Source organism: Vreelandella zhanjiangensis DSM 21076, assembly GCF_000377665.1.
Classification (GTDB): domain Bacteria; phylum Pseudomonadota; class Gammaproteobacteria; order Pseudomonadales; family Halomonadaceae; genus Vreelandella; species Vreelandella zhanjiangensis.
On record NZ_KB898649.1, the window covers coordinates 258,078 to 277,434 of the forward strand.

18 protein-coding genes are annotated in these 19,357 nt (G+C 55.6%); 10 read left to right on the plus strand and 8 right to left on the minus strand.

Annotated features, from left to right (window positions below):
• The first annotated feature begins 58 nt into the window (after positions 1–58).
• From D467_RS0110205 to D467_RS0110225, 5 genes are all read left to right on the plus strand, one after another.
• Positions 59–778, plus strand: a complete 720-nt coding sequence (locus D467_RS0110205) for a FadR/GntR family transcriptional regulator (RefSeq protein ID WP_018917421.1) — start codon at positions 59–61, stop codon at positions 776–778.
• A gap of 88 nt (positions 779–866) precedes the next feature.
• Positions 867–2,015 carry a galactonate dehydratase gene (gene dgoD / locus D467_RS0110210; protein ID WP_018917422.1) on the plus strand — a complete coding sequence of 383 codons (1,149 nt, stop codon included), beginning with the start codon at positions 867–869 and terminating at the stop codon, positions 2,013–2,015.
• A gap of 3 nt (positions 2,016–2,018) precedes the next feature.
• Positions 2,019–3,044: a 2-dehydro-3-deoxygalactonokinase gene (locus D467_RS0110215; RefSeq protein WP_018917423.1), complete on the plus strand. Its 1,026-nt coding sequence runs from the start codon at positions 2,019–2,021 to the stop codon at positions 3,042–3,044.
• Between the two features lie 42 nt (positions 3,045–3,086).
• Complete coding sequence (locus D467_RS0110220; protein WP_018917424.1) at positions 3,087–3,695, plus strand: 2-dehydro-3-deoxy-6-phosphogalactonate aldolase; 609 nt, start codon at positions 3,087–3,089, stop codon at positions 3,693–3,695.
• Positions 3,692–4,576 (plus strand): SMP-30/gluconolactonase/LRE family protein, encoded by an 885-nt coding sequence (locus tag D467_RS0110225; RefSeq protein WP_018917425.1) that lies wholly within the window; start codon positions 3,692–3,694, stop codon positions 4,574–4,576. The genes D467_RS0110220 and D467_RS0110225 overlap by 4 nt, the downstream gene beginning before the upstream one ends.
• A 105-nt stretch (positions 4,577–4,681) precedes the next feature.
• Here D467_RS0110225 and D467_RS0110230 read toward each other — a convergent pair whose 3' ends face one another.
• From D467_RS0110230 to zwf, 4 genes are all read right to left on the minus strand, one after another.
• On the minus strand, positions 4,682–6,277 hold the full coding sequence (locus D467_RS0110230; protein ID WP_018917426.1) for a solute:sodium symporter family transporter: 1,596 nt from the start codon (positions 6,275–6,277) through the stop codon (positions 4,682–4,684).
• Positions 6,278–6,487: 210 nt separating this feature from the next.
• Complete coding sequence (locus tag D467_RS0110235) at positions 6,488–7,150, minus strand: bifunctional 4-hydroxy-2-oxoglutarate aldolase/2-dehydro-3-deoxy-phosphogluconate aldolase (RefSeq protein ID WP_018917427.1); 663 nt, start codon at positions 7,148–7,150, stop codon at positions 6,488–6,490.
• 35 nt (positions 7,151–7,185) lie between these two features.
• The gene (pgl, locus tag D467_RS0110240; RefSeq protein ID WP_018917428.1) at positions 7,186–7,851 is read right to left on the minus strand and encodes a 6-phosphogluconolactonase; all 666 of its coding nucleotides are present in this window, start codon (positions 7,849–7,851) and stop codon (positions 7,186–7,188) included.
• A gap of 1 nt (position 7,852) precedes the next feature.
• Positions 7,853–9,358: a glucose-6-phosphate dehydrogenase gene (gene zwf, locus D467_RS0110245; protein WP_018917429.1), complete on the minus strand. Its 1,506-nt coding sequence runs from the start codon at positions 9,356–9,358 to the stop codon at positions 7,853–7,855.
• 326 nt (positions 9,359–9,684) lie between these two features.
• On the opposite strand from zwf, the gene D467_RS0110250 reads away from it, so the two are divergent.
• The 4 genes from D467_RS0110250 to trkA are packed head-to-tail and all read left to right on the plus strand — an operon-like array spanning position 9,685 to position 14,412.
• On the plus strand, positions 9,685–11,175 hold the full coding sequence (locus tag D467_RS0110250) for a TrkH family potassium uptake protein (RefSeq protein ID WP_018917430.1): 1,491 nt from the start codon (positions 9,685–9,687) through the stop codon (positions 11,173–11,175).
• Between the two features lie 48 nt (positions 11,176–11,223).
• Complete coding sequence (locus tag D467_RS0110255) at positions 11,224–12,333, plus strand: sensor histidine kinase (protein ID WP_018917431.1); 1,110 nt, start codon at positions 11,224–11,226, stop codon at positions 12,331–12,333.
• Positions 12,326–13,042: a response regulator transcription factor gene (locus tag D467_RS0110260; RefSeq protein ID WP_018917432.1), complete on the plus strand. Its 717-nt coding sequence runs from the start codon at positions 12,326–12,328 to the stop codon at positions 13,040–13,042. The genes D467_RS0110255 and D467_RS0110260 overlap by 8 nt, the downstream gene beginning before the upstream one ends.
• Entirely contained in the window at positions 13,039–14,412 is a 1,374-nt protein-coding gene (trkA, locus tag D467_RS0110265; protein ID WP_018917433.1) for a Trk system potassium transporter TrkA, read from the plus strand. Before D467_RS0110260 ends, trkA begins: the two co-directional genes overlap by 4 nt.
• A 59-nt stretch (positions 14,413–14,471) precedes the next feature.
• Here trkA and D467_RS0110270 read toward each other — a convergent pair whose 3' ends face one another.
• The 4 genes from D467_RS0110270 to gap form a co-directional block, all read right to left on the minus strand.
• Positions 14,472–15,212 carry an anti-sigma factor gene (locus D467_RS0110270; RefSeq protein WP_018917434.1) on the minus strand — a complete coding sequence of 247 codons (741 nt, stop codon included), beginning with the start codon at positions 15,210–15,212 and terminating at the stop codon, positions 14,472–14,474.
• Positions 15,209–15,772 carry a sigma-70 family RNA polymerase sigma factor gene (locus D467_RS0110275; protein WP_018917435.1) on the minus strand — a complete coding sequence of 188 codons (564 nt, stop codon included), beginning with the start codon at positions 15,770–15,772 and terminating at the stop codon, positions 15,209–15,211. The genes D467_RS0110270 and D467_RS0110275 overlap by 4 nt, the downstream gene beginning before the upstream one ends.
• Before the next feature lie 112 nt (positions 15,773–15,884).
• Positions 15,885–16,406 (minus strand): DUF3455 domain-containing protein, encoded by a 522-nt coding sequence (locus D467_RS0110280; protein ID WP_018917436.1) that lies wholly within the window; start codon positions 16,404–16,406, stop codon positions 15,885–15,887.
• 209 nt (positions 16,407–16,615) lie between these two features.
• Entirely contained in the window at positions 16,616–17,620 is a 1,005-nt protein-coding gene (gene gap, locus D467_RS0110285) for a type I glyceraldehyde-3-phosphate dehydrogenase (RefSeq protein WP_018917437.1), read from the minus strand.
• Positions 17,621–17,877: 257 nt separating this feature from the next.
• Here gap and pyk point away from each other — a divergent pair, with 257 nt between their 5' ends.
• The gene (pyk, locus tag D467_RS0110290) at positions 17,878–19,356 is read left to right on the plus strand and encodes a pyruvate kinase (protein WP_018917438.1); all 1,479 of its coding nucleotides are present in this window, start codon (positions 17,878–17,880) and stop codon (positions 19,354–19,356) included.
• Position 19,357: the final 1 nt, after the last annotated feature.

A 19,357-nucleotide genomic window follows, 5' to 3' on the forward strand; every position in this document is an offset into this window, starting at 1 on the left:
TTAAAATGTCAGACATTTAATAAGCTCTAGGCATGATCGTCATTTACTGAGACATGCCATGACGCTAGATGCCTTACCTTCCCACCCCGGTGGGGCTGAAAACCTGGCACGCCTGCTTGCAAGAGCGCTGCTAGCCGGGCACTGGCAGCCCGGTGACCTGTTTCCCAAAGAGCTGGATATAGGCAGACATTTTGTCGTTAGCCGCAACCAGGTGCGTAATGCGTTAGCCAGCTTAACGGCTACCGGCCTTATAGAGCGCACGGCAGGCCGCGGCACGCTGGTACGTGAGATGGGTGAATGGCACCTGCTTGATCCATTGATGAGTGAGTGGATGACGGGGCTGGTCAACCTGGACCCTCAGCTGGTACGCGCGATTTACGCGTTTCGCTTTTCAGCCGAGCCTACCGTTGCCGGCTTAGCGGCCCAAGCGGCAAGCGCGGAGGACATCGCCCGGCTTGAAGCGGCCTTTGAAGGCATGCGCCGCTCGGCAGGCAACCCTGACGCCCGTGCCCAACATGCTGAATATGACGTTGCCTTCCATGACGCCACTTACCGCGCCACCCACAACCTGGTCTGGCGACAAATGGGGCATTTACTGCGCCCTTCTATCATGGCGCTGGTGCACCGCTCACAGCACGATATCAAAACGCTGGACGACAGTCTCACGCGCCATCGCCACGTGCTGGAAGCCATTAAAGCCTGCGATGCTCACGCCGCCGAGACTGCTGCCCGCGAGGTGTTGCGGCGTACCGCTATTGATCTCGGCATTGTCAGTTAATGATGGCTATTCCATTACTTAATTATTCGCCAATAACCAACTCATAAATAACTATTTCGCTAATGACGCTTTAACAGGACAGCTAAACATGAAAATTACCCGCTTGAAGACCTGGCAAGTACCGCCACGCTGGCTATTTCTTAAAATTGAAACGGATGAAGGCTGCTACGGCTGGGGCGAACCGGTAATAGAAGGTCGCGCGGCTACGGTTGAAGCTGCGGTGCATGAGCTTTCCGACTACCTGATCGGCCAGGACCCGCACCGTATCGAACATCTCTGGAACACGCTTTACCGCGCCGGTTTCTATCGTGGCGGACCTATTTTAATGAGTGCCATTGCGGGTATCGACCAGGCGCTTTGGGATCTGAAGGGACGTGATCTGGGCGTACCCGTCCACCAGCTACTAGGCGGCGCGGTACGCGACAAGATGCGCATGTACGCCTGGACAGGCGGCGACCGGCCAAGTGACGTAGGCGCAGGCGCCAAGGCACTGGTCGAAAAAGGCTTTACCGCCTTCAAGATGAACGGCACGCCTGAAATGCAAATCGTCGACTCGCACCGCAAGGTTGATGAAGCGGTGGCCCGAGTTCGTGAGGCGCGCGATGCCGTTGGGCCTGATGTGGGTATCGGCATCGATTTTCACGGCCGCGTTCACCGCCCCATGGCCAAGGCGCTACTGCGTGAGCTTGAGCCGTTTCATCCCATGTTTGTCGAGGAACCCGTCGCACCGGAGCACCTGCCGTGCTTGAAAGATATTGCCGGCGGGCTGGGCTATCCCCTGGCGACCGGTGAGCGCTTGCATACCCGCTTTCAGTTCCGCGACCTGCTGGCCGACGGTATGATCGATATTATCCAGCCCGATATTTCCCACTGCGGCGGTATCAGCGAGGGGCTGAAAATTGCCGCACTCGCCTCCGCTTATGATGTTGCACTGGCCCCCCACTGCCCGCTGGGGCCGTTGACACTTGCCGCCTCGCTTCAGCTGGATGCCGTGAGTCACAACGCCTTTATTCAAGAGCAAAGCATGGGCATTCACTATAACCAGGGCAACGATGTACTGGATTATCTGGTGGATAAAACGGCCTTGAGTATCACCGACGGCTTCTGCGCCATTCCCCAAGGCCCGGGCCTCGGCGTCGAAATTGACGAAGCCTTTGTGGAAGAGCGTGCCAAAACCGGCCACCGCTGGCGCAACCCGGTATGGACCCACGAAGATGGCTCAATTGCGGAGTGGTAATCCATGCAACCCATAGAAACTAACTCCACAAAAGTTAACTCCATAGAAACTAGCGCCACGGAGACGACTAACGAGCAGAACCGCCCGCTTGCCTGGGTGGCGGTTGACTGGGGCTCGAGCAATCTGCGCGCCTGGGGGATGGATCAGCAAGGCCACGTTATTGCCCAAAGCAGCAGCGACAAAGGCATGCTCTCGCTTAAACCCGACGAGTACGAAGCTGAATTGCTGCGCCTGATTAGCCCCTGGCTGCCTACAAGCAACGGGGTAGAAGTGATGGTTTGCGGCATGGCGGGCGCCCGACAAGGCTGGCAGGAAGCGGCCTACCTACCGGTGCCCACCCCGCTGGATCAGCTCAGTCAAGGGGCCGTCATGCCCACCCTGACAGGCAGCCAGCTACGCGTTTATCTGCTGCCCGGATTAAGCCAGACCCGCAGCGATTCGCGGCATTTCGATGTGATGCGCGGCGAAGAGACCCAGCTTGCGGGCCTGGTTGCCGATACGCCTGAATTTTCCGGCCTTGTTTGCCTGCCGGGCACCCATTCCAAATGGGCGACCCTGGACTCGGGTGCGGTAACTCAGTTCACCACCTACCTTACGGGTGAACTCTATCAACTGCTGGCTACCCAGTCGGTTCTCAAGCACTCGATTGGAAGCGATGCGCTAAATGATCCCGCCTGCCGCGCGGCATTTATTAACGCGGTGAGCGAAGTAAATGCCGCGCCCGAAACGTTTAGTAGCCGCCTTTTCGGGCTTCGCGCACAGGATTTACTCGACAGCGAGCTGCCTGTGGGCAAAACACGGGGAGCGGTGCTCGCGGCCAGGCTTTCGGGGCTCGCCATCGGCCTTGAGCTATCCGGTGCCTGCCAATCACGCCCAAGCGATGAGCCGATCACCCTGATAGGCAATCAAGCCCTTTGCCAGCGCTACACCATGGCGCTCAATGCTATCGGCTATCAGACACACTATTTGGATGGCGATACTGCCGTATTGGCAGGCCTTAAGCTTGCCCATCAGGCGCTGCCGCACTAAGGCCGTCTTTTTGATGCTAACGGATAATGGAGAGATTGTGCTATGACGTTACCTTTGATCGGTATTTTACGCGGTGTAACGCCCGATGAAGTCGTTGAGATTGCTCGCGCGGTGCTTGCCGCAGGCATTACGCAGATTGAAGTGCCCCTCAACTCTCCAGACCCGTTAGAGAGCATTCGCCGCCTGGTAGATGCCGTTGGCGAGCAAGCGGTGATTGGCGCGGGTACGGTCCTCACCCCTACGCAGGTGCGTGATGTGCATGCTGCTGGCGGACGCTTGATTGTCTCGCCCAACTGCCGCCCCAGCGTGATTGAAGAAACCCATCGGCTGGGTATGGCCAGCTGGCCGGGCATTGTCACACCTTCAGAAGCGTTCGATGCGCTGGAGGCAGGTGCCACGGGCCTGAAACTTTTCCCGGCCGTTCAGGTAGGCCTTGAGGGCATGAAAGCGGTGCGCGCCGTGCTACCTAGCGACACGCTGCTGTATGCCGTGGGCGGCGTGGGTATCGATAACTTTGCTACTTGGCAAGCGGCAGGCGTGGATGGCGCAGGCCTGGGCAGCGCGCTGTACAAACCAGGCCAAACGGCGTCTCAGGTAAGCCAACAGGCACAGGCGCTGGTCGCCGCCTGGAAAGCAGGAGCCAATGCATGAATATCTCCACCTGGCAGGCCGAACTTAGCGTAGATTCACGCTGCGAGCTAGGGGAAGGCCCGCAGTGGCATGCCAGCAGTGGGCGGCTTTACTGGTGCGATATCCTGGGCAAACGCCTGCACTGGCACTCCCCCGCTACGGCGGAGAGCGGTCATTACCTGCTGGCTCAAAAAGTCTCGCTTGCCGCCCCGCTTGACGATGGCGGTCTGCTGCTGGTCGGTGAGCATTCATTGACGCGCTTCGAGCCTGATAGCGGCACAGCCACTCACTTTGCCGACTTTGAAGCCGACAACCCCGTTACGCGCAGCAATGATGCGCGGGTTGATCGCCATGGCAGCCTGTGGCTTTCCAGCATGGGCAAGCAGGCCGAGCCTAATGCGGGCAGCCTCTACCGCCTGCATCGCGGCAAGCTTGAAAAGCTACGCACCGGGCTTACCATTCCCAATGCGCTATGCTTTTCACCCGATGGTGCAGCCGCTTACTTTACCGATACACCGACCGGCATGGTGATGCGCTGGGCGCTGGATGATCAGGGCTGGCCCATTGATGACCCCGTGCCTTTTGCTGATTTTTCCAACCATACCGGCAACCCGGACGGCGCCGTGATGGATAGCCAAGGCTGTCTATGGCTGGCCCTGTGGGGCGCCGGACAAGTAGTGCGCTTAAATGCACAAGGTCAAGTCATTGGCCGTATTGACTTGCCTACCAGCCAGCCCTCCTGCCCGGCGTTTGCCGGCGCTGACCTTAAAACGCTGTATATCACCACTGCCCAAGAAGGTTTTACCCCGGACCAGCTTGCCCAAGAGCCTGACGCTGGCGCGCTATTTTCAGTGCAACTCGATATAGCTGGGCTTGCCGAGCCGCCGCTTCGGCTTACCTAAATAAAATGGCCGTTAAACCAGAAGGCCCCGCTAGCGAATGCTGGCGGGGCCTTCCTTTTTGGGGGTTAACAGCGATGCTTGAGCTTTTAATAGCCCGTTGGGCAATTAACCCGCAAAGCTTATATACATCACGATCACCAGCACCACCAGCACAATGCCTGCGGGTACCGCGCCTTTCCAAGGGGTCAGGTCAACATCGCCGGTGTGCTCTTGTACCCAGTCAGTTTCGCGCGGGCGCAACTTGCCAATAATCAGCATTACCGCTACTAACAGCGCAAACACCAGTGCCACAAAATGGAACTCGTGCATAATCTCTGGCAGGAGGGTAAAGGGTGGTACGAAGTAGCCTGCCGCGATCAGCAAACAGCCACCCACCAGAGCAATTTTAGCCGCCATGGGAGGTACCCGCTTGGTCAGCAGACCTACCAGAACGACCGCGAGAATCGGAATAAAGTAGATCGCATTCATCTTCTGCAAATAACCAAACAGGCTATCCTGCCCGGCCAGAAGCGGTGCAATAATCATGGTAATCACCGCCATGATCCAGCCAAAGACCTTGCCCGATTTAACGACCTGCTGCTCGGTGGCATCTTTATTTAACACGCCCTTATAGATACCCAGACTGAAAATCGTCGTGGTGCTGTTAAGCGCTGAGTTAAACGAAGACAGAATGGCCCCAACCATGACGGCCGCGAAGAAGCCGGTTAAGTAAGGCGGCAACACGTTAAACACCAGATGGCCATAGGCTTCATCGGCGCGCACGCCCTGGTCGGCGTAAAGGTGATAGGCAATGATGCCCGGCAGCACCAGATAAAGCGGCCCCAACAGCTTGAAGAGCCCTGTCAACAGCACGCCCTTTTGGCCTTCCGCCAGGTTTTTGGCGGCAAAGGTGCGCTGAATGATCTGCTGGTTAGTGCTCCAGTAGAACAGGTTGATCAGAAATACCCCGGTGAACAGAGTGAAAAATGGCACCTGCTGTTCCGAGCCACCAATTGAGTTCAGCTTTTCCGGGTCGCTCTCTTTGAGGATGCTCCAGCCTTCCATAATACCCGTACCGCCACTTACCGCTTGTAAGCCGAAGTAGACGATTACAAAGCCGCCGATTAACAGCCCGATGCCGTTCAAGGTATCGGAAACCGCAACCGTTCTCAGGCCACCAAACAGCGCGTACACCGCGCCGATAATACCGACGATCCAGACCGTTAACCAAAGCAGCGTGGTAGAAGACTCGATACCGGTTAGCCCCTGCAGATCAAGCATCCCCTGCAGGCCAATAGCGCCCGAGTAGAGAATGATTGGCAGCAGAATAACCGCGTAGGCAATCAGGAAAATAATATTGGTAATCAGCTGGGTGTCTTTATCAAATCGAATCTCAAGCAGCTGAGGCAATGTGGCAATACCGCTTTTCAAAAAACGCGGCAGGAAAAACAGCGCCAGGGCAACTAGCGCAATCACCGCGACCACTTCCCAGGCCATAACGCTTAGACCATCGGCAAACGCTGCTCCGTTAAGCCCCACCATCTGCTCGGTGGAAAGGTTGGTCATCAAGAGCGAACCCGCAATCAGCGGGAAGGTAAGCGAACGACCAGCCAGAAAGTAGCCGCTGGTACTGGAATGGTCATCACGGTGCGTAATACGCCACGTAACAAAAGCGACTAACCCTGTAAAAAACAGGAAAGACGCCAAGGTCAGCATATGCATACTAACTTACTCCATGTTGGTAAGTGGTTCACGCTCGTATGCCAAGCACGCAAAAAAATGTCTGACATATTATATATATCCGGAGTTTAGTTGACCTGAGGATTTACGTGTTATCCGCCTTTGGTCGTAGCTAACCTCATTGATTTACACGTAAAAAAACCGGGCAGGATAAACCTGCCCGGCGGGTATTAGCATTCGAATTAAAAAGGATTAGTGGTGGAAACGCTCGGCAGCCTCTTGCGCCAGCTTGCGAATAGCGTCCCAGTCCTCTGCTTCAACCAGCTTGCTGGGTGTCAACCACGAGCCGCCCACACACATAACGTTGGGCAGCGCCAGGTAAGAGGCAGCGTTATCAACCGTAATACCGCCCGTTGGGCAAAACCTTGCACCCGGAATAGGCGCGCCGAAGGCTTTCAATGCTTTGACACCGCCGCTGGACTCCGCCGGGAAGAATTTAAAACGCCGGTAGCCGTACTGCCAGCCGGTCATTAGTTCGGACACGGTTGAAACGCCGGGCAGCATGGGCACCGGGCTTTCGATGCCATAGCGATAAAGCGCTTCGGTCGTGCCGGGCGATACCACAAAATCTGCACCTACTTCTTCAGCCTGGCGGTATTGCGCAGGAGTCAACACGGTGCCTACACCAATGCTGGCACCGGTCAGCTCTTTCTTCATACGCTTGATCGCTTCAAGAGCACAGTCGGTACGCAGGGTAATTTCCAGTACGCTTAAGCCACCTTCGACTAAGGCTCGGCCCAGCGGCACGGCGTCTTCAAGACGCTCGATGGTAATCACTGGAATGACTTCTGCCTTGTGGCAAATGCTGTCGAGTTCGGCGGTGCGGGTTGAAGGTAGCTGTTTATCAATTGACATAGTGAGTCTCCAAACAATTTGTTATTAATTGACTGTTAAGGTGCCCAGTAAATAGCCAGTGGGCAGGATAAAAATGCGCGTATCGGCAGTTGCCTTACGTCGTCGCTGTTTAGGGCATTTGCCAATACGGTGCGCTTATCGTCACCGGTGATATGCAGGATATGCCGATGGGCCTGATGCAGGTGGCCAGCAGAAAAAGTAATCCGCGGCTGAGGCTGGCTGGGAGTGCGCACGGCCACCAGCGGTTCATTGGTTGACAGCGCAAGCCCCAGCTCCTGACTATCCGGAAACAGCGACGCCGTATGCCCATCGCCTCCCATCCCCAAGATGACCACGCTGGCAGGCCAGGCAAGGGATGCTGTTCGTTCGGCGACTTCCGCCACGCCCTCTTCAGGCGTGGAGGCATTTGATGTCAGAGGCACAAAATTCGCAGCCGCCGCCTCGCCCTGCAGCAAGTTCTCGCGCACCAGCTTGGCATTGCTGTCACTGCTCTGCTCGTCCACCCAGCGCTCATCGGCCAAGGTAACGTCGATGCGTGACCAGGGCAGCGGCTTGACAGCCAACGCTTTAAAAAAGGCAATCGGGGTCGAGCCACCGGAGACAATTAAAAGCACACGCTCCTGGCGCTCGAGGTCTTCGCTTAATGCCTGGAAGACCGCTTCAGCGAGCTGTTCGGCAAGCTTTTGACGTGATTGGCTCATATTAATAATCCTCGTACCAGCTGCGGCCATCCTGGGTAATCATCGCAATGGACGCCACAGGCCCCCAGGAGCCCGCCGGGTAACGCCGCGGAGGGGTTTCACGGGTCTGCCAGCCTGCGATCAGCTGATCACACCAGCGCCAGGCATGTTCTACCTCGTCGCGGCGCACGAACAGATACTGCTGGCCTTTCATTACTTCAAGCAGCAGGCGCTCGTAAGCATCTGGAATACGCGATTTAGGAAAAGCGCTATTAAAATCGAGATGCAGCGGGCCGGGGCGCAGGCGCATTCCTTTATCCAGGCCGCTGTCTTTGGTCAGCACCTGCAGGGCGATGCCCTCCTCCGGCTGCAGACGGATGATCAGCTTGTTGGAAGCAATATCGCGCTGGTCCGGGTCAAAGATATAGTGCGGCTGCTGGCGAAAGTGAATCACGATTTGGGAAAGCTTTTCAGGCATGCGCTTGCCGGTACGCAGATAGAAAGGCACGCCCGCCCAGCGCCAGTTGGAGACCTCCGTTTTCATGGCGACAAAGGTTTCTGTCTGGCTTTGCGTATTGGCGCCCTCTTCATCCAGATAGCCGGGGACCGTCTGGCCATCGCTTGTGCCTGCAATATATTGGCCGCGTACCACATCGCGCCCCAGCGCCTCACCGGCAAACGGCTTCAGCGCTTTTAGCACTTTTACTTTTTCATCACGAATGGCATCCGCATCCAGGTTGGAGGGCGGGTCCATGGCAATCAGGCAGAGCAGTTGCAGCAGGTGATTTTGCACCATGTCGCGCAGCTGGCCCGCATCATCAAAATAGCCCCAGCGGCCCTCGATACCGACCTTTTCCGCCACGGTAATTTCAACGTGAGAGATATGGTTCTGGTTCCATTGGGTACCAAATAAGGGGTTGGCGAACCGCAGCGCTATCAGGTTCTGAACCGTTTCCTTGCCCAGGTAATGATCGATACGATACACCCGGGACTCGGGGAAGACAGCGCCAATGGCATCGTTAATCTCTTCTGATGACCCAAGGTCGTAGCCAATCGGTTTTTCAACCACTACGCGTGTATCGTCATCCACGCTGCCGCTTTCTTGAAGATTGCGGCAAATATCACCATAGATGCGCGCGGCAACCGAAAGGTAAACCACCATGGGATGTTTTGCGCCTTCACGCCACTGGCGAATGGCCTCAAAGCCCTCCAGCGTCGTGAAGTCGAGCTGCCGGTAATCCAGGCGATTCAAGAAACGCTCAAAGCTCTCTTCATCCAGCTCACTGCTTTTAAGCCGCTTACGCAGTGCGCCACTAACAAGCTCACGAAACTCCGCCAGATCGTGCTCCTGGCGGGCCAGCCCCATGATGCGCGTGGCTTCCGGCATCAATCCTTCACGATCAAGGTGGTATAAAGCAGGAAACAGCTTGCGCATGGCAAGGTCGCCCAGCGCCCCAAAAAGCGCCAAATCAATGGCATGATCACGGTCACCTAACGGGGCACCTGGGGAGGCATATGACTTGCTCATCTCTGCTCCTATGATTGCTGAACCACTTTGGTGGTTAGATTACCTAAAAACTACCTAATAAGCGGCAACAAAAGCAATATTAAATGTAATTTTACTACAAAAAGACCTTAATTAAGCGTGACGTTTTATAAACCGCTCTCACACTCACTTTACGTTTTGAACCGCGCACAAACCACCCTTTGCCAGAGTAGCCAACTAATAGCACTTTTACTCAGGCTCTGCCGACGTTTTACGAACACACGTTAGCCGGCCTTATTTTTACGTACTTTTTATACCTCGCTGTGGTGTGATACTCCCGACAAGGCATTTAACACAGCAGGTAACGCATGTACCTCTTAGCCCCCACGTTCTACCGTAATTGGGAGTTATATCGGCATTGGGCACCGATATTTAAAATTCTTTCAGTGCTTTGGCTGGTGCTTGCCCTGTTTATGCTGGTGCCTTGGGGAGTGCTGGTGATGGAGCATGAGCAGGACGCGCGGGCATTTGGTATCGCCATACTGGCCGTGCTGACCACCGTTGCCTGCACCTGGTTAATAACCTTTCGCGCGCCGCTTGAACTCAAGCCCTGGCAAATGTTCATTTTGACGGTCGCCAGTTGGACCAGTATCAGCGGCTTTGCCAGCCTGCCGCTAGTGCTTGGCGCACCGCAGTTAAGCTTTACCAATGCTGTATTCGAGTCCGTATCAGCGATCACCACGACCGGCTCGACGGTGATGGTAGGTATCGACACGCTGTCAGACGGCTTAAAGCTATGGCGCGGACTAATGCAGTGGATGGGCGGCATCGGCATTATCGTGATGGGCATCGCGATTCTGCCGTTTTTGAAAGTGGGCGGCATGCGCCTGTTCCATACTGAATCCTCCGATTGGTCGGATAAGGTCATGCCGCGTACCGGCGGCATTGCGAAGGCTACGCTCGGGGTTTATATCAGCCTGACACTGCTGGCCATGTTGAGCTACTGGCTAGGCGGCATGACGCCCATTGATGCCGTGGTGCATGGAATGACATCGCTTGCGACCGGCGGCTTTGCCAACTCCGACGCCTCATTTGGTGCCTACGCTGACCAGCCCTGGTTACTCTGGATGGGTAGCCTGTTTATGCTAAGCGGCGCTCTGCCCTTCGTGCTTTATATCCGGTTTTTACGGGGTTTTAAAACTGCGCTATGGCAAGACCAGCAGGTACGCGGACTATTAAAACTTCTGTCAATCGCGATCATGGCCCTAAGCGTATGGCGCATCACTCAGGGCACACCGGTATTCGAAGCCTTTACCCACGTTACGTTTAACGTGATCTCGGTGGTGACCACTACCGGCTACGCTTCAGATGACTACACCCTCTGGGGAGCATTGCCGATCGTGGCGTTTTTCTACCTGACCTTTGTAGGCGGTTGCAGCGGCTCGACAAGCGGCGGCATGAAGATTTTTCGTCTGCAAATTGCCATGCTGATGTTGCGTAACCAGCTTCATTACCTGATTCATTCCAACGGAGTATTTACCACGCGTTATAACCAGCAGCCGGTCACCAGCGATATTTCGCGAGGCGTGGTGGCCTTTTCGTTTTTCTTCTTTATCACCATTGCGCTACTGGCATTAAGCCTTGCGGCACTGGGGCTGGATTTAGTCACTGCGCTTTCAGGTGCGGTCACCGCAGTTACCAACGTAGGGCCAGGGCTTGGCGATTTAATTGGCCCGGCGGGCAACTTTGAACCTTTGCCTAGCGCCGCCAAGTGGTTTTTATGCATCGGCATGTTGATGGGACGCCTGGAAATTCTGACCGTCATCGTGCTGCTGACGCCCATGTTCTGGCGTCGATAATTTATGACTAATAGATTGTGACTAATAGCTTATGAATAGAGGTGAACAATGATACTGCCCGTAACGCCTCGACTGCCCAATAGGCATGAGCTACTTAGCGTAGTGATAAGCAATCTGGCTGCCTTGCTGGTCGCCTGGGGACTGTATACCTGGCTTGCATTAGCTGACCTTTCACTGCTTTTTTTAACCGCCGTACTTGCCTGCGCCATTCTGGCCAGCAGCTATGCCGCCCTATTAAGTGCAGTAGTGGGCTTTTTAACCTTTAACTTCTGTTTTACGGCGCCCCACTTTTCCCTGGCCGTTGCCGACCGTGAACAGCTTTTAACCCTGCTTTTTTTCCTGCTGATTGCCATTGTGGTGGGCAAGGTGGCAGGCGATAGCCGCCAACGTATGCTGGCACTCAATGCCTCCCGCCTGGCTGAAGAGCAAGAACGGCTGCGCTCATCACTGCTGGCGTCCGTTTCGCATGATCTGCGTACGCCGCTTGCGTCAATCATTGGTGCCGCAAGCTCACTGCGCACCTTGGATGCCCAACTGACCCCGCAGGACAGGATCGAGCTTTTAGATGGCGTGCTCAGTGAAAGCGAACGGCTTAACCGCTATATCCAGAATTTGCTGGATATGACGCGCCTGGGCCATGGGGAATTAAAAATCGAGCGTGACTGGATTGCGTTTGACGATATTGTGGCCTCGGCGTGCAAACGTCTGGGCACAGCGCTTGATCACTGCCGGGTCGAGCAAGCGTGGAGCCCGGAAATTCCGCTGCTATATGCCCATCCTGCGCTGATCGAACAAGCACTCATCAATGTATTGGAAAACGCGGCGCGTTTTTCACCACCTAATGGCCTTATCGTGATTGCGGCCCAGCACAACGCAGATGCTCAGACGCTGCAGTTTTCCGTAACCGACCAGGGTCCAGGTATTCCGTTTGAAATGCGTCAACAGGTGTTTGAAATGTTCTTTATCGGCAACAGCGGTGATCGCAGCCTACACGGTAGCGGCCTGGGGTTAGCCATATGCCGGGGCATGCTGGGCGCTCATGGTGGAAGCGTTTATGTTGATGAAGGATCTAATGGCCTTGGCACCCGCATTGTCATGTCGCTTCCCCTTACGGTGCCACACAAGGCTGCCACTGACGAGGAAGCTGTGGATGAGTGATCATGGAAAAGTTCTGGTCATTGACGATGAGCCACAAATTCGTCACTTCCTGCGCATCAGCCTGAGTTCGCAAGGTTTTGAGGTAACCGAGGCCAGCACCGGCCAACAGGGGCTGGCTTTACTCAACGCCCAGCCGACGGCTTTTACGCTTGTTCTGCTGGATTTGGGACTGCCCGACATGGACGGTCAACAGGTGTTGGCTACTCTTCGAAAGCGCAGCGCTATTCCAGTTATTGTCGTGTCGGTACGCGGCCACGAGGCAGAGAAAGTCCACGCACTGGATAACGGCGCCAATGACTACGTTACCAAGCCCTTTGGCATTCAAGAACTTCTGGCACGCATTCGCGCGCTGTTACGCCGCCAGGCGCCACAAAGTCATCCCCAGCGCTATCAGCACGCTGGCCTAATCCTTGATATGGCGGCTTATCAAACCACGCTTAACGGCCGTGACATTCACCTGACGCCTAAAGAGTTTGCCGTGCTTGCTCAGCTGATGGCCAATGCCGGGCGAATTGTCACCCAAACCCAGCTATTACGCGATATTTGGGGGCCCACCCACCGGGAAGACACTCATTACCTGCGGATTGTGGTCAGTAAACTACGCCAAAAGCTAAGCGGTGACTCGCAATTCCCTACGCTTATTCAAACCGAACCCGGCATTGGTTATCGGCTCTACATCGAGCCTGACCGTGAGGATACAACTCCATGAAAATCATCATTCTCGGCGCTGGCCAGGTCGGCGGCACCCTGGCGGAGCACCTCGCCCGCGAGGAAAACGACATCACCGTGGTCGATACCAACGCCAATAAACTGCGTGAGCTGCATACCAAGCTCGATATTCGCACCGTAACCGGCGCGGCTTCTTATCCTAACGTTCTGCGCCAGGCCGGCTGTGAAGATGCCGATATGTTGATTGCGGTCACCAACTCCGACGAAGTCAACATGATCGCCTGTCAGGTTGCGCATACCCTGTTTCGTACGCCCACCAAAATTGCCCGGGTGCGCGCCACCCCCTATTTGACCCGCAAGGGGCTATTCGCCCACGAAGCCATTCCGATCGATGTGCTGATCAGCCCCGAGCAGGTGGTGACGGATCACGTACGCCGCCTGATCGAACATCCGGGCGCCCTGCAGGTGCTGGATTTTGCCGGAGGCTTGGTGCAACTGGTCGCGGTGAAAGCGGTGTTTGGCGGCCCGTTGGTGGGTCAGGATCTCGCGTTTTTGCGCCACCATATGCCCAATGTGGATACCCGCGTGGCGGCGATTTACCGGCGCAACCGGCCGATTATCCCGCGCGGCGACACCGTGATCGAGGCCGATGACGAGGTGTTCTTCCTCGCCGCCCGGCGCGATATTCGCGCGGTGATGAGTGAACTCAGGCGTATCGAGCGCGGTTTTCGACGGGTAGTGATTGCCGGGGGCGGGAATATCGGCGAGCGCTTGGCCGAACACCTGGAGCATAGCCACCAGGTCAAGATCATTGAACACAGCCTTGAGCGCTGCACCACGCTGTCCGAGCGGCTGAACCGCACCGTGGTGCTGCACGGCAGTGCCACCAGCAAGCGGCTGCTTGAAGAAGAGAACATTGAAGACTGCGATATCTTCTGCGCGCTGACCAACGACGACGAGGTCAATATCATGTCGTCGCTGCTCGCCAAACGCCTGGGGGCCAAGAAGGTCCTGACGCTGATCAATAACGCTGCCTATGTGGACCTGGTGCAGGGCGGCGATATCGATATCGCGATTTCTCCCCAGCAGGCGACTATCGGTAGCCTCTTAACCCACGTGCGCCGCGGCGACATCGTCAACGTGCACTCGCTGCGCCGCGGGGCGGCGGAAGCCATTGAGGCCATCGCCCACGGCGACAAACAGTCCTCCAAGGTGGTGGGGCGTACCATCCGCGAGATCAATCTGCCGGACGGCACCACTATCGGCGCGATTGTGCGCGGCAAGGAAGTCATTATCGCCCACGGCGATGTCCTGGTGGAAAGCGGTGACCACGTGATTCTTTTTGTGATCGACAAGCGCCGCATCCGTGATGTCGAGCGCTTGTTCCAGGTGGGCTTGACGTTCTTTTAACCAGGTTTTTGTAAACAGGTTCTTTTAAACAGATTATTTAAATCAAGACCTCTAGCTGCTTAGATCTCCACCGCCCTGCCGATAAACTCAATGGGGCCGGTGGGCAAGCCGGTTGCTGAGCCGGTTTCCTCTTCAAGCGTCAGCTCGAAAAGCTGATTGTCCTGAAGGGGCGGCAGCTCATCAAGATTTACGTTGATGGGCCTGCCTGGCTCCACCAGCCCAAGCGATACCGGCGCCTGCCAGTCGTCCGCTTTTGTCCAGAACTCAAGCGCCTTGCCTTCCGGTACTTCAAAGGTGCCCAAAGGTATCAGCTGAATACTCTGGCGCGTTGAGGCCTGCACCACCCAGCCGGCCGACTGCGTTTGCGGTGCTAAAAGCACCACCATATATTCAGGCGTGGCGGGCAACGGGGAGTTATTAGCGAGCATAATTCCCATAACCAAAGCGGCAGCAATTCCAAGCCCTGCAGCGCCACGCCAAACCGGCAGACTGTTGATGAAACGCCGACGCGGTAACCTTGCGGGCGCAACGTCCGGCACAGGCGTTTGAACTGACGAGTTGTTCAGGCTGCGCTTGATGCGCGGCCACAGGTAGTCCGAGGGTGCCACCGGCTGGGTAAGCGCCGTGTAAGGTTGAAAACGGTCTTCCCAGGCGGCAACGGCTTTCTGCAACGCCTCATCGTGTATCAAACGCGCTTCCACTTCCTGGCGCTTATTAAGCGGCAATGTGCCGAGTACGTATTCACCCGCCAAGGTATGGTCATCATCGTGTTCATATTCGGACTGACTAAGACGGGTCATGCCATACACTCCCGTAGGCGCAGCAAACTACGCTTAATCCAGGCTTTAACGGTGCCTAGCGGTGCGCCCGTATGAGCGGCAATTTCCGCATGGCTCAAACCGTCCACATAGGCGTGAAGCACGCAGTTACGCCGTTCTGTTTCAAGTTGCTCCAAGCACTCGTCAATACGCTGACCGGTTTGCCAATCATAGGCTTCCTCAACGCGTGAGGCATGCTGGAATGTTTCATCATGATCAAATTCGGAAGGGTCGTTGTGGTCGACATTGACTTCACGGTCCCGGTAGCGAATCGCATTGAGCGCCAGATGACGCGCGATACTAAAAATCCAGGTTCGCGCTGATCCCTTTGCAGGATCGAAGCTATCGGCACGCTGCCAGATGTTCAGGCAGGCATCATGCACAATATCTTCCGCCATACCCCGGTCTTTAACGATTCGAAGTACAACACCTAACAGTGCAGCGCCCTCTTTTGAATAGAGTTGGTGAAGGGCGTCATGATCACCGCGCGCGCAGCGTGCAAGCACGGCAACATAGTCAAATTCGTTGGTTACGTCTGTCACACCCTAGCTCCCTGGTGGCGCGCCAATATCGCTTGCCGCACATCCAGTTAGCATAGCCGCTAGGGGCACGACGCACGAGCCCCTAGCGTAACTTAAATTAACTTTTTACTGCTTATTCAGCTGTCCAGAAAATATAGTCAGCCTGATAGGTAACTACCGCAGTAGCACCGTCATGATCGCTATCACAGGCAACGTCTGGCGCTACACCGCCTTCGGTATTCAAGCGTTGAATGTAGCTAACGCCTGACATTGCGCCTTCACCTTCAGCAGGATTGGCTTCTACCAGTTGAAGAGGAATGTTGCCGTCACCGTTGGGTGCGGTGGCTAACTGAGTAGCGGTAATTTTAGAACCGTCCAGCGCTTCCCAAGTAGCCGGGGGGCCGTAGTAGCTGCCTACCTGGCTGCCATCGTTATCGTTTAGCGCGGCATGCGGGCCTTTGAAAACCCACGCCATCTCGCCAGAATCATTGGTTTCACACATATAGGTAATTGCGCCAACACCTACGGTTTCAAGCGCTACGGTGTTGCCGTCCGGTACCTGGACATCCGCTGGCGTTTCGGCCAGAGCGGCATGACTGAAGGATGCGATCACAGCGGCGGCCAGAGCAGTACGCGTTAGATGATTAATGGTCATATTCAGTCTCCTAAAGGATTATTATCAACCACCGTAAATAGCGGCTGTATAGGGAATACACGCGAGGAGACGTTTTGGATGCAGTCTTTTTAAATTTTTTTAATACTTTTTTAAATACTTTTTTAAATACGCTAAAAAAACAAAAGGGCCGTTTGGTAAAACGGCCCTTCTAACAGCGCTGAGAATACAGCTAATCGAACGCTAAACGCTTACACAGCGGTTGCCTGCATGGCGATCGCCGTATCCAGCATGCGGTTGGAGAAACCCCACTCGTTGTCGTACCACGCCATCACCTTAACCAAACGTCCGTTCACACGCGTGTGGTTAGCATCAAATGTCGATGAATGCGCGTCATGGTTGAAATCGATAGACACCAGCGGCTGAGCATTCACTGCCAGCACGCTCGAATTAGCGGCGGCTTTTTCGACAATCTGGTTGATCTCTTCCTTGCTGGTGTCACGGCCTGCGGTAAAGGTCAGGTCCACCAGCGACACGTTGATTACCGGCACACGTACCGCCAACCCATCCAGCTTGCCTTCAAGCTCGGGCAGTACCAATCCAACCGCGGCGGCGGCCCCGGTTTTAGTCGGGATCATGGAGTGCGTCGCGCTACGTGCGCGGTACGGGTCAGAGTGATAGACGTCTGACAGATTCTGATCATTGGTGTAGGCATGAACCGTGGTCATTAGACCGTTCTCAATACCCACCGTATCGTTTAACGCCTTGGCCACTGGCGCCAGGCAATTGGTGGTGCAGGACGCGTTAGACACCACCTTGTGTTCAGCAGTCAAAATACTGTCATTCACACCGTAAACAATCGTCGCGTCAGCATCGGGGCTGGGCGCTGAGATCAACACCCGCTTGGCGCCCGCTTCCAGGTGTTTGGCAGCCGCGTCACGCTTGGTAAATAGCCCCGTGCACTCCATGACCAAATCAATATTCAGGGAGGCCCAGGGAAGCTTGGCAGGGTCGCGTTCTGACGAGATAGCAATGCGATCACCATCGACACTGATACTTTCCGCATCGTGCTCTACAGTGAAAGGGAAATGCCCATGCACAGTGTCGTGGCGCAGTAGATGTGAATTTAGCGACGGGTCGCCCAGATCATTAATCGCCACCACCTGAATCTGCTCACGGTAGCGGTTTTCATAAAGCGCTCGAAGTACGTTACGACCGATCCGGCCAAACCCGTTGATAGCAACTCTGATAGTCATACTGACACCTCACGCTCGGTGGTAAACGGCTTCAATTCGGTAAAAAAATTACCAAAAAGACACTTTTATGGCGCCTAAAAAGCTTAAAAATGGCTGAAACCGGTTGTTTTGTAGCTACTTAACAATTTATATGTAGTAAAATTACTATATTATCACCAGGGCCGTCTATACCTTCATGATGACAATTGCATCAATATTCTGATCCCTGGCAACGCTGGTTTTTACGATTTATTAGCAATATTTAAGGAGAACCCGCCATGAATTTATCGAATGCACCTCTGCCGCTGCGTCGTACCAAGATTGTTGCCACCTTAGGCCCAGCCAGCGACCGCCCTGGCGTGCTCGAAGCGATGATCAAGGCGGGGGTCGACGTGGTTCGCCTTAACTTTTCTCACGGCTCGCCTGACGATCACCGACGCCGCCTGCAGGACGTTCGCGATATTGCGCAGCGCTTAGGCAAATGCGTTGCCGCGCTAGGCGATTTACAGGGCCCTAAAATCCGTATCGCCCGCTTTGCCGAAGGCCCTATTCACCTGGAAGCGGGGCAGCCGTTTATTTTAGATATGGCGCTCGACACCCATGCCGGTAACCGTGAGCGCGTGGGCTGCGATTACCCGGCGCTGATTGATGATGTTTCCCCCGGCGACCGTTTGCTGCTGGATGATGGCCGCGTGGTGCTGGATGTGGCCTCCATTGTTGGCCAGGAAATACACACCAATGTGCATGTAGGCGGCAAGCTCTCCAATAACAAAGGCATCAACAAACAGGGTGGCGGCCTTTCTGCTCCGGCCTTGACCGACAAGGATCGAGCCGATCTAAAAACCGCCGTGGAAATCGGCGTAGATTATCTGGCGGTTTCCTTTCCGCGCTCGGCAGCTGACATGCAGGAAGCCCGCGCACTGCTGGGCGAAGCAGGCAAAGAAATCGGCCTGGTCGCCAAGCTGGAGCGCGCCGAAGCGGTTGCGGATGACGAAACGCTGGATGGCATCATCATCGCCTCAGAAGCCGTCATGGTGGCCCGCGGCGACTTGGGCGTAGAGATAGGCGATGAAGCGCTGATTGGTACCCAAAAGCGCATCATCAAGCATGCCCGTACGCTTAACCGCGCGGTGATTACCGCGACCCAGATGATGGAATCGATGATTGAATCGCCGCTGCCGACCCGCGCCGAGGTGTTCGATGTGGCTAACGCCGTGCTGGATGCCACCGACGCGGTCATGCTTTCCGCCGAAACCGCCGCCGGCGAGTTTCCGGTAGAAACCGTTGAAGCCATGGACCGGGTTTGCCTGGGCGCCGAGCGCGAACGGTTGGCGCAGTCGTCCGGTCACCGCATGCATGAAGGCTTTGAGCGCATGGATGAAACCATCGCCCTTTCGGCCATGTACGCCGCCAACCATTTAACCGGCGTCAGCGCGATTGCCTGCATGACCTCCACCGGTTACACGCCGCTTATCGCCTCACGCATTCGTTCGGGGCTGCCCATCGTCGGCCTGGCCCATAGCCCCGTTGCCCAGCGACGCATGGCACTTTATCGCGGCGTGGTTTCGCTTCCCTTCGATACCACGCAGATGGAACCCACCGAGGTAAACCAAGAAGCGCTAAAATTGCTTAAAGCTTATGGATTGGCACGCCCCGGTGGACATATCATTCTTACTCGCGGCGACCATATGAATGCCCATGGCGGCACCAATACCATGAAGATTATCGCCATCGAGCCGGAAACCTTAGGAGAGTAAT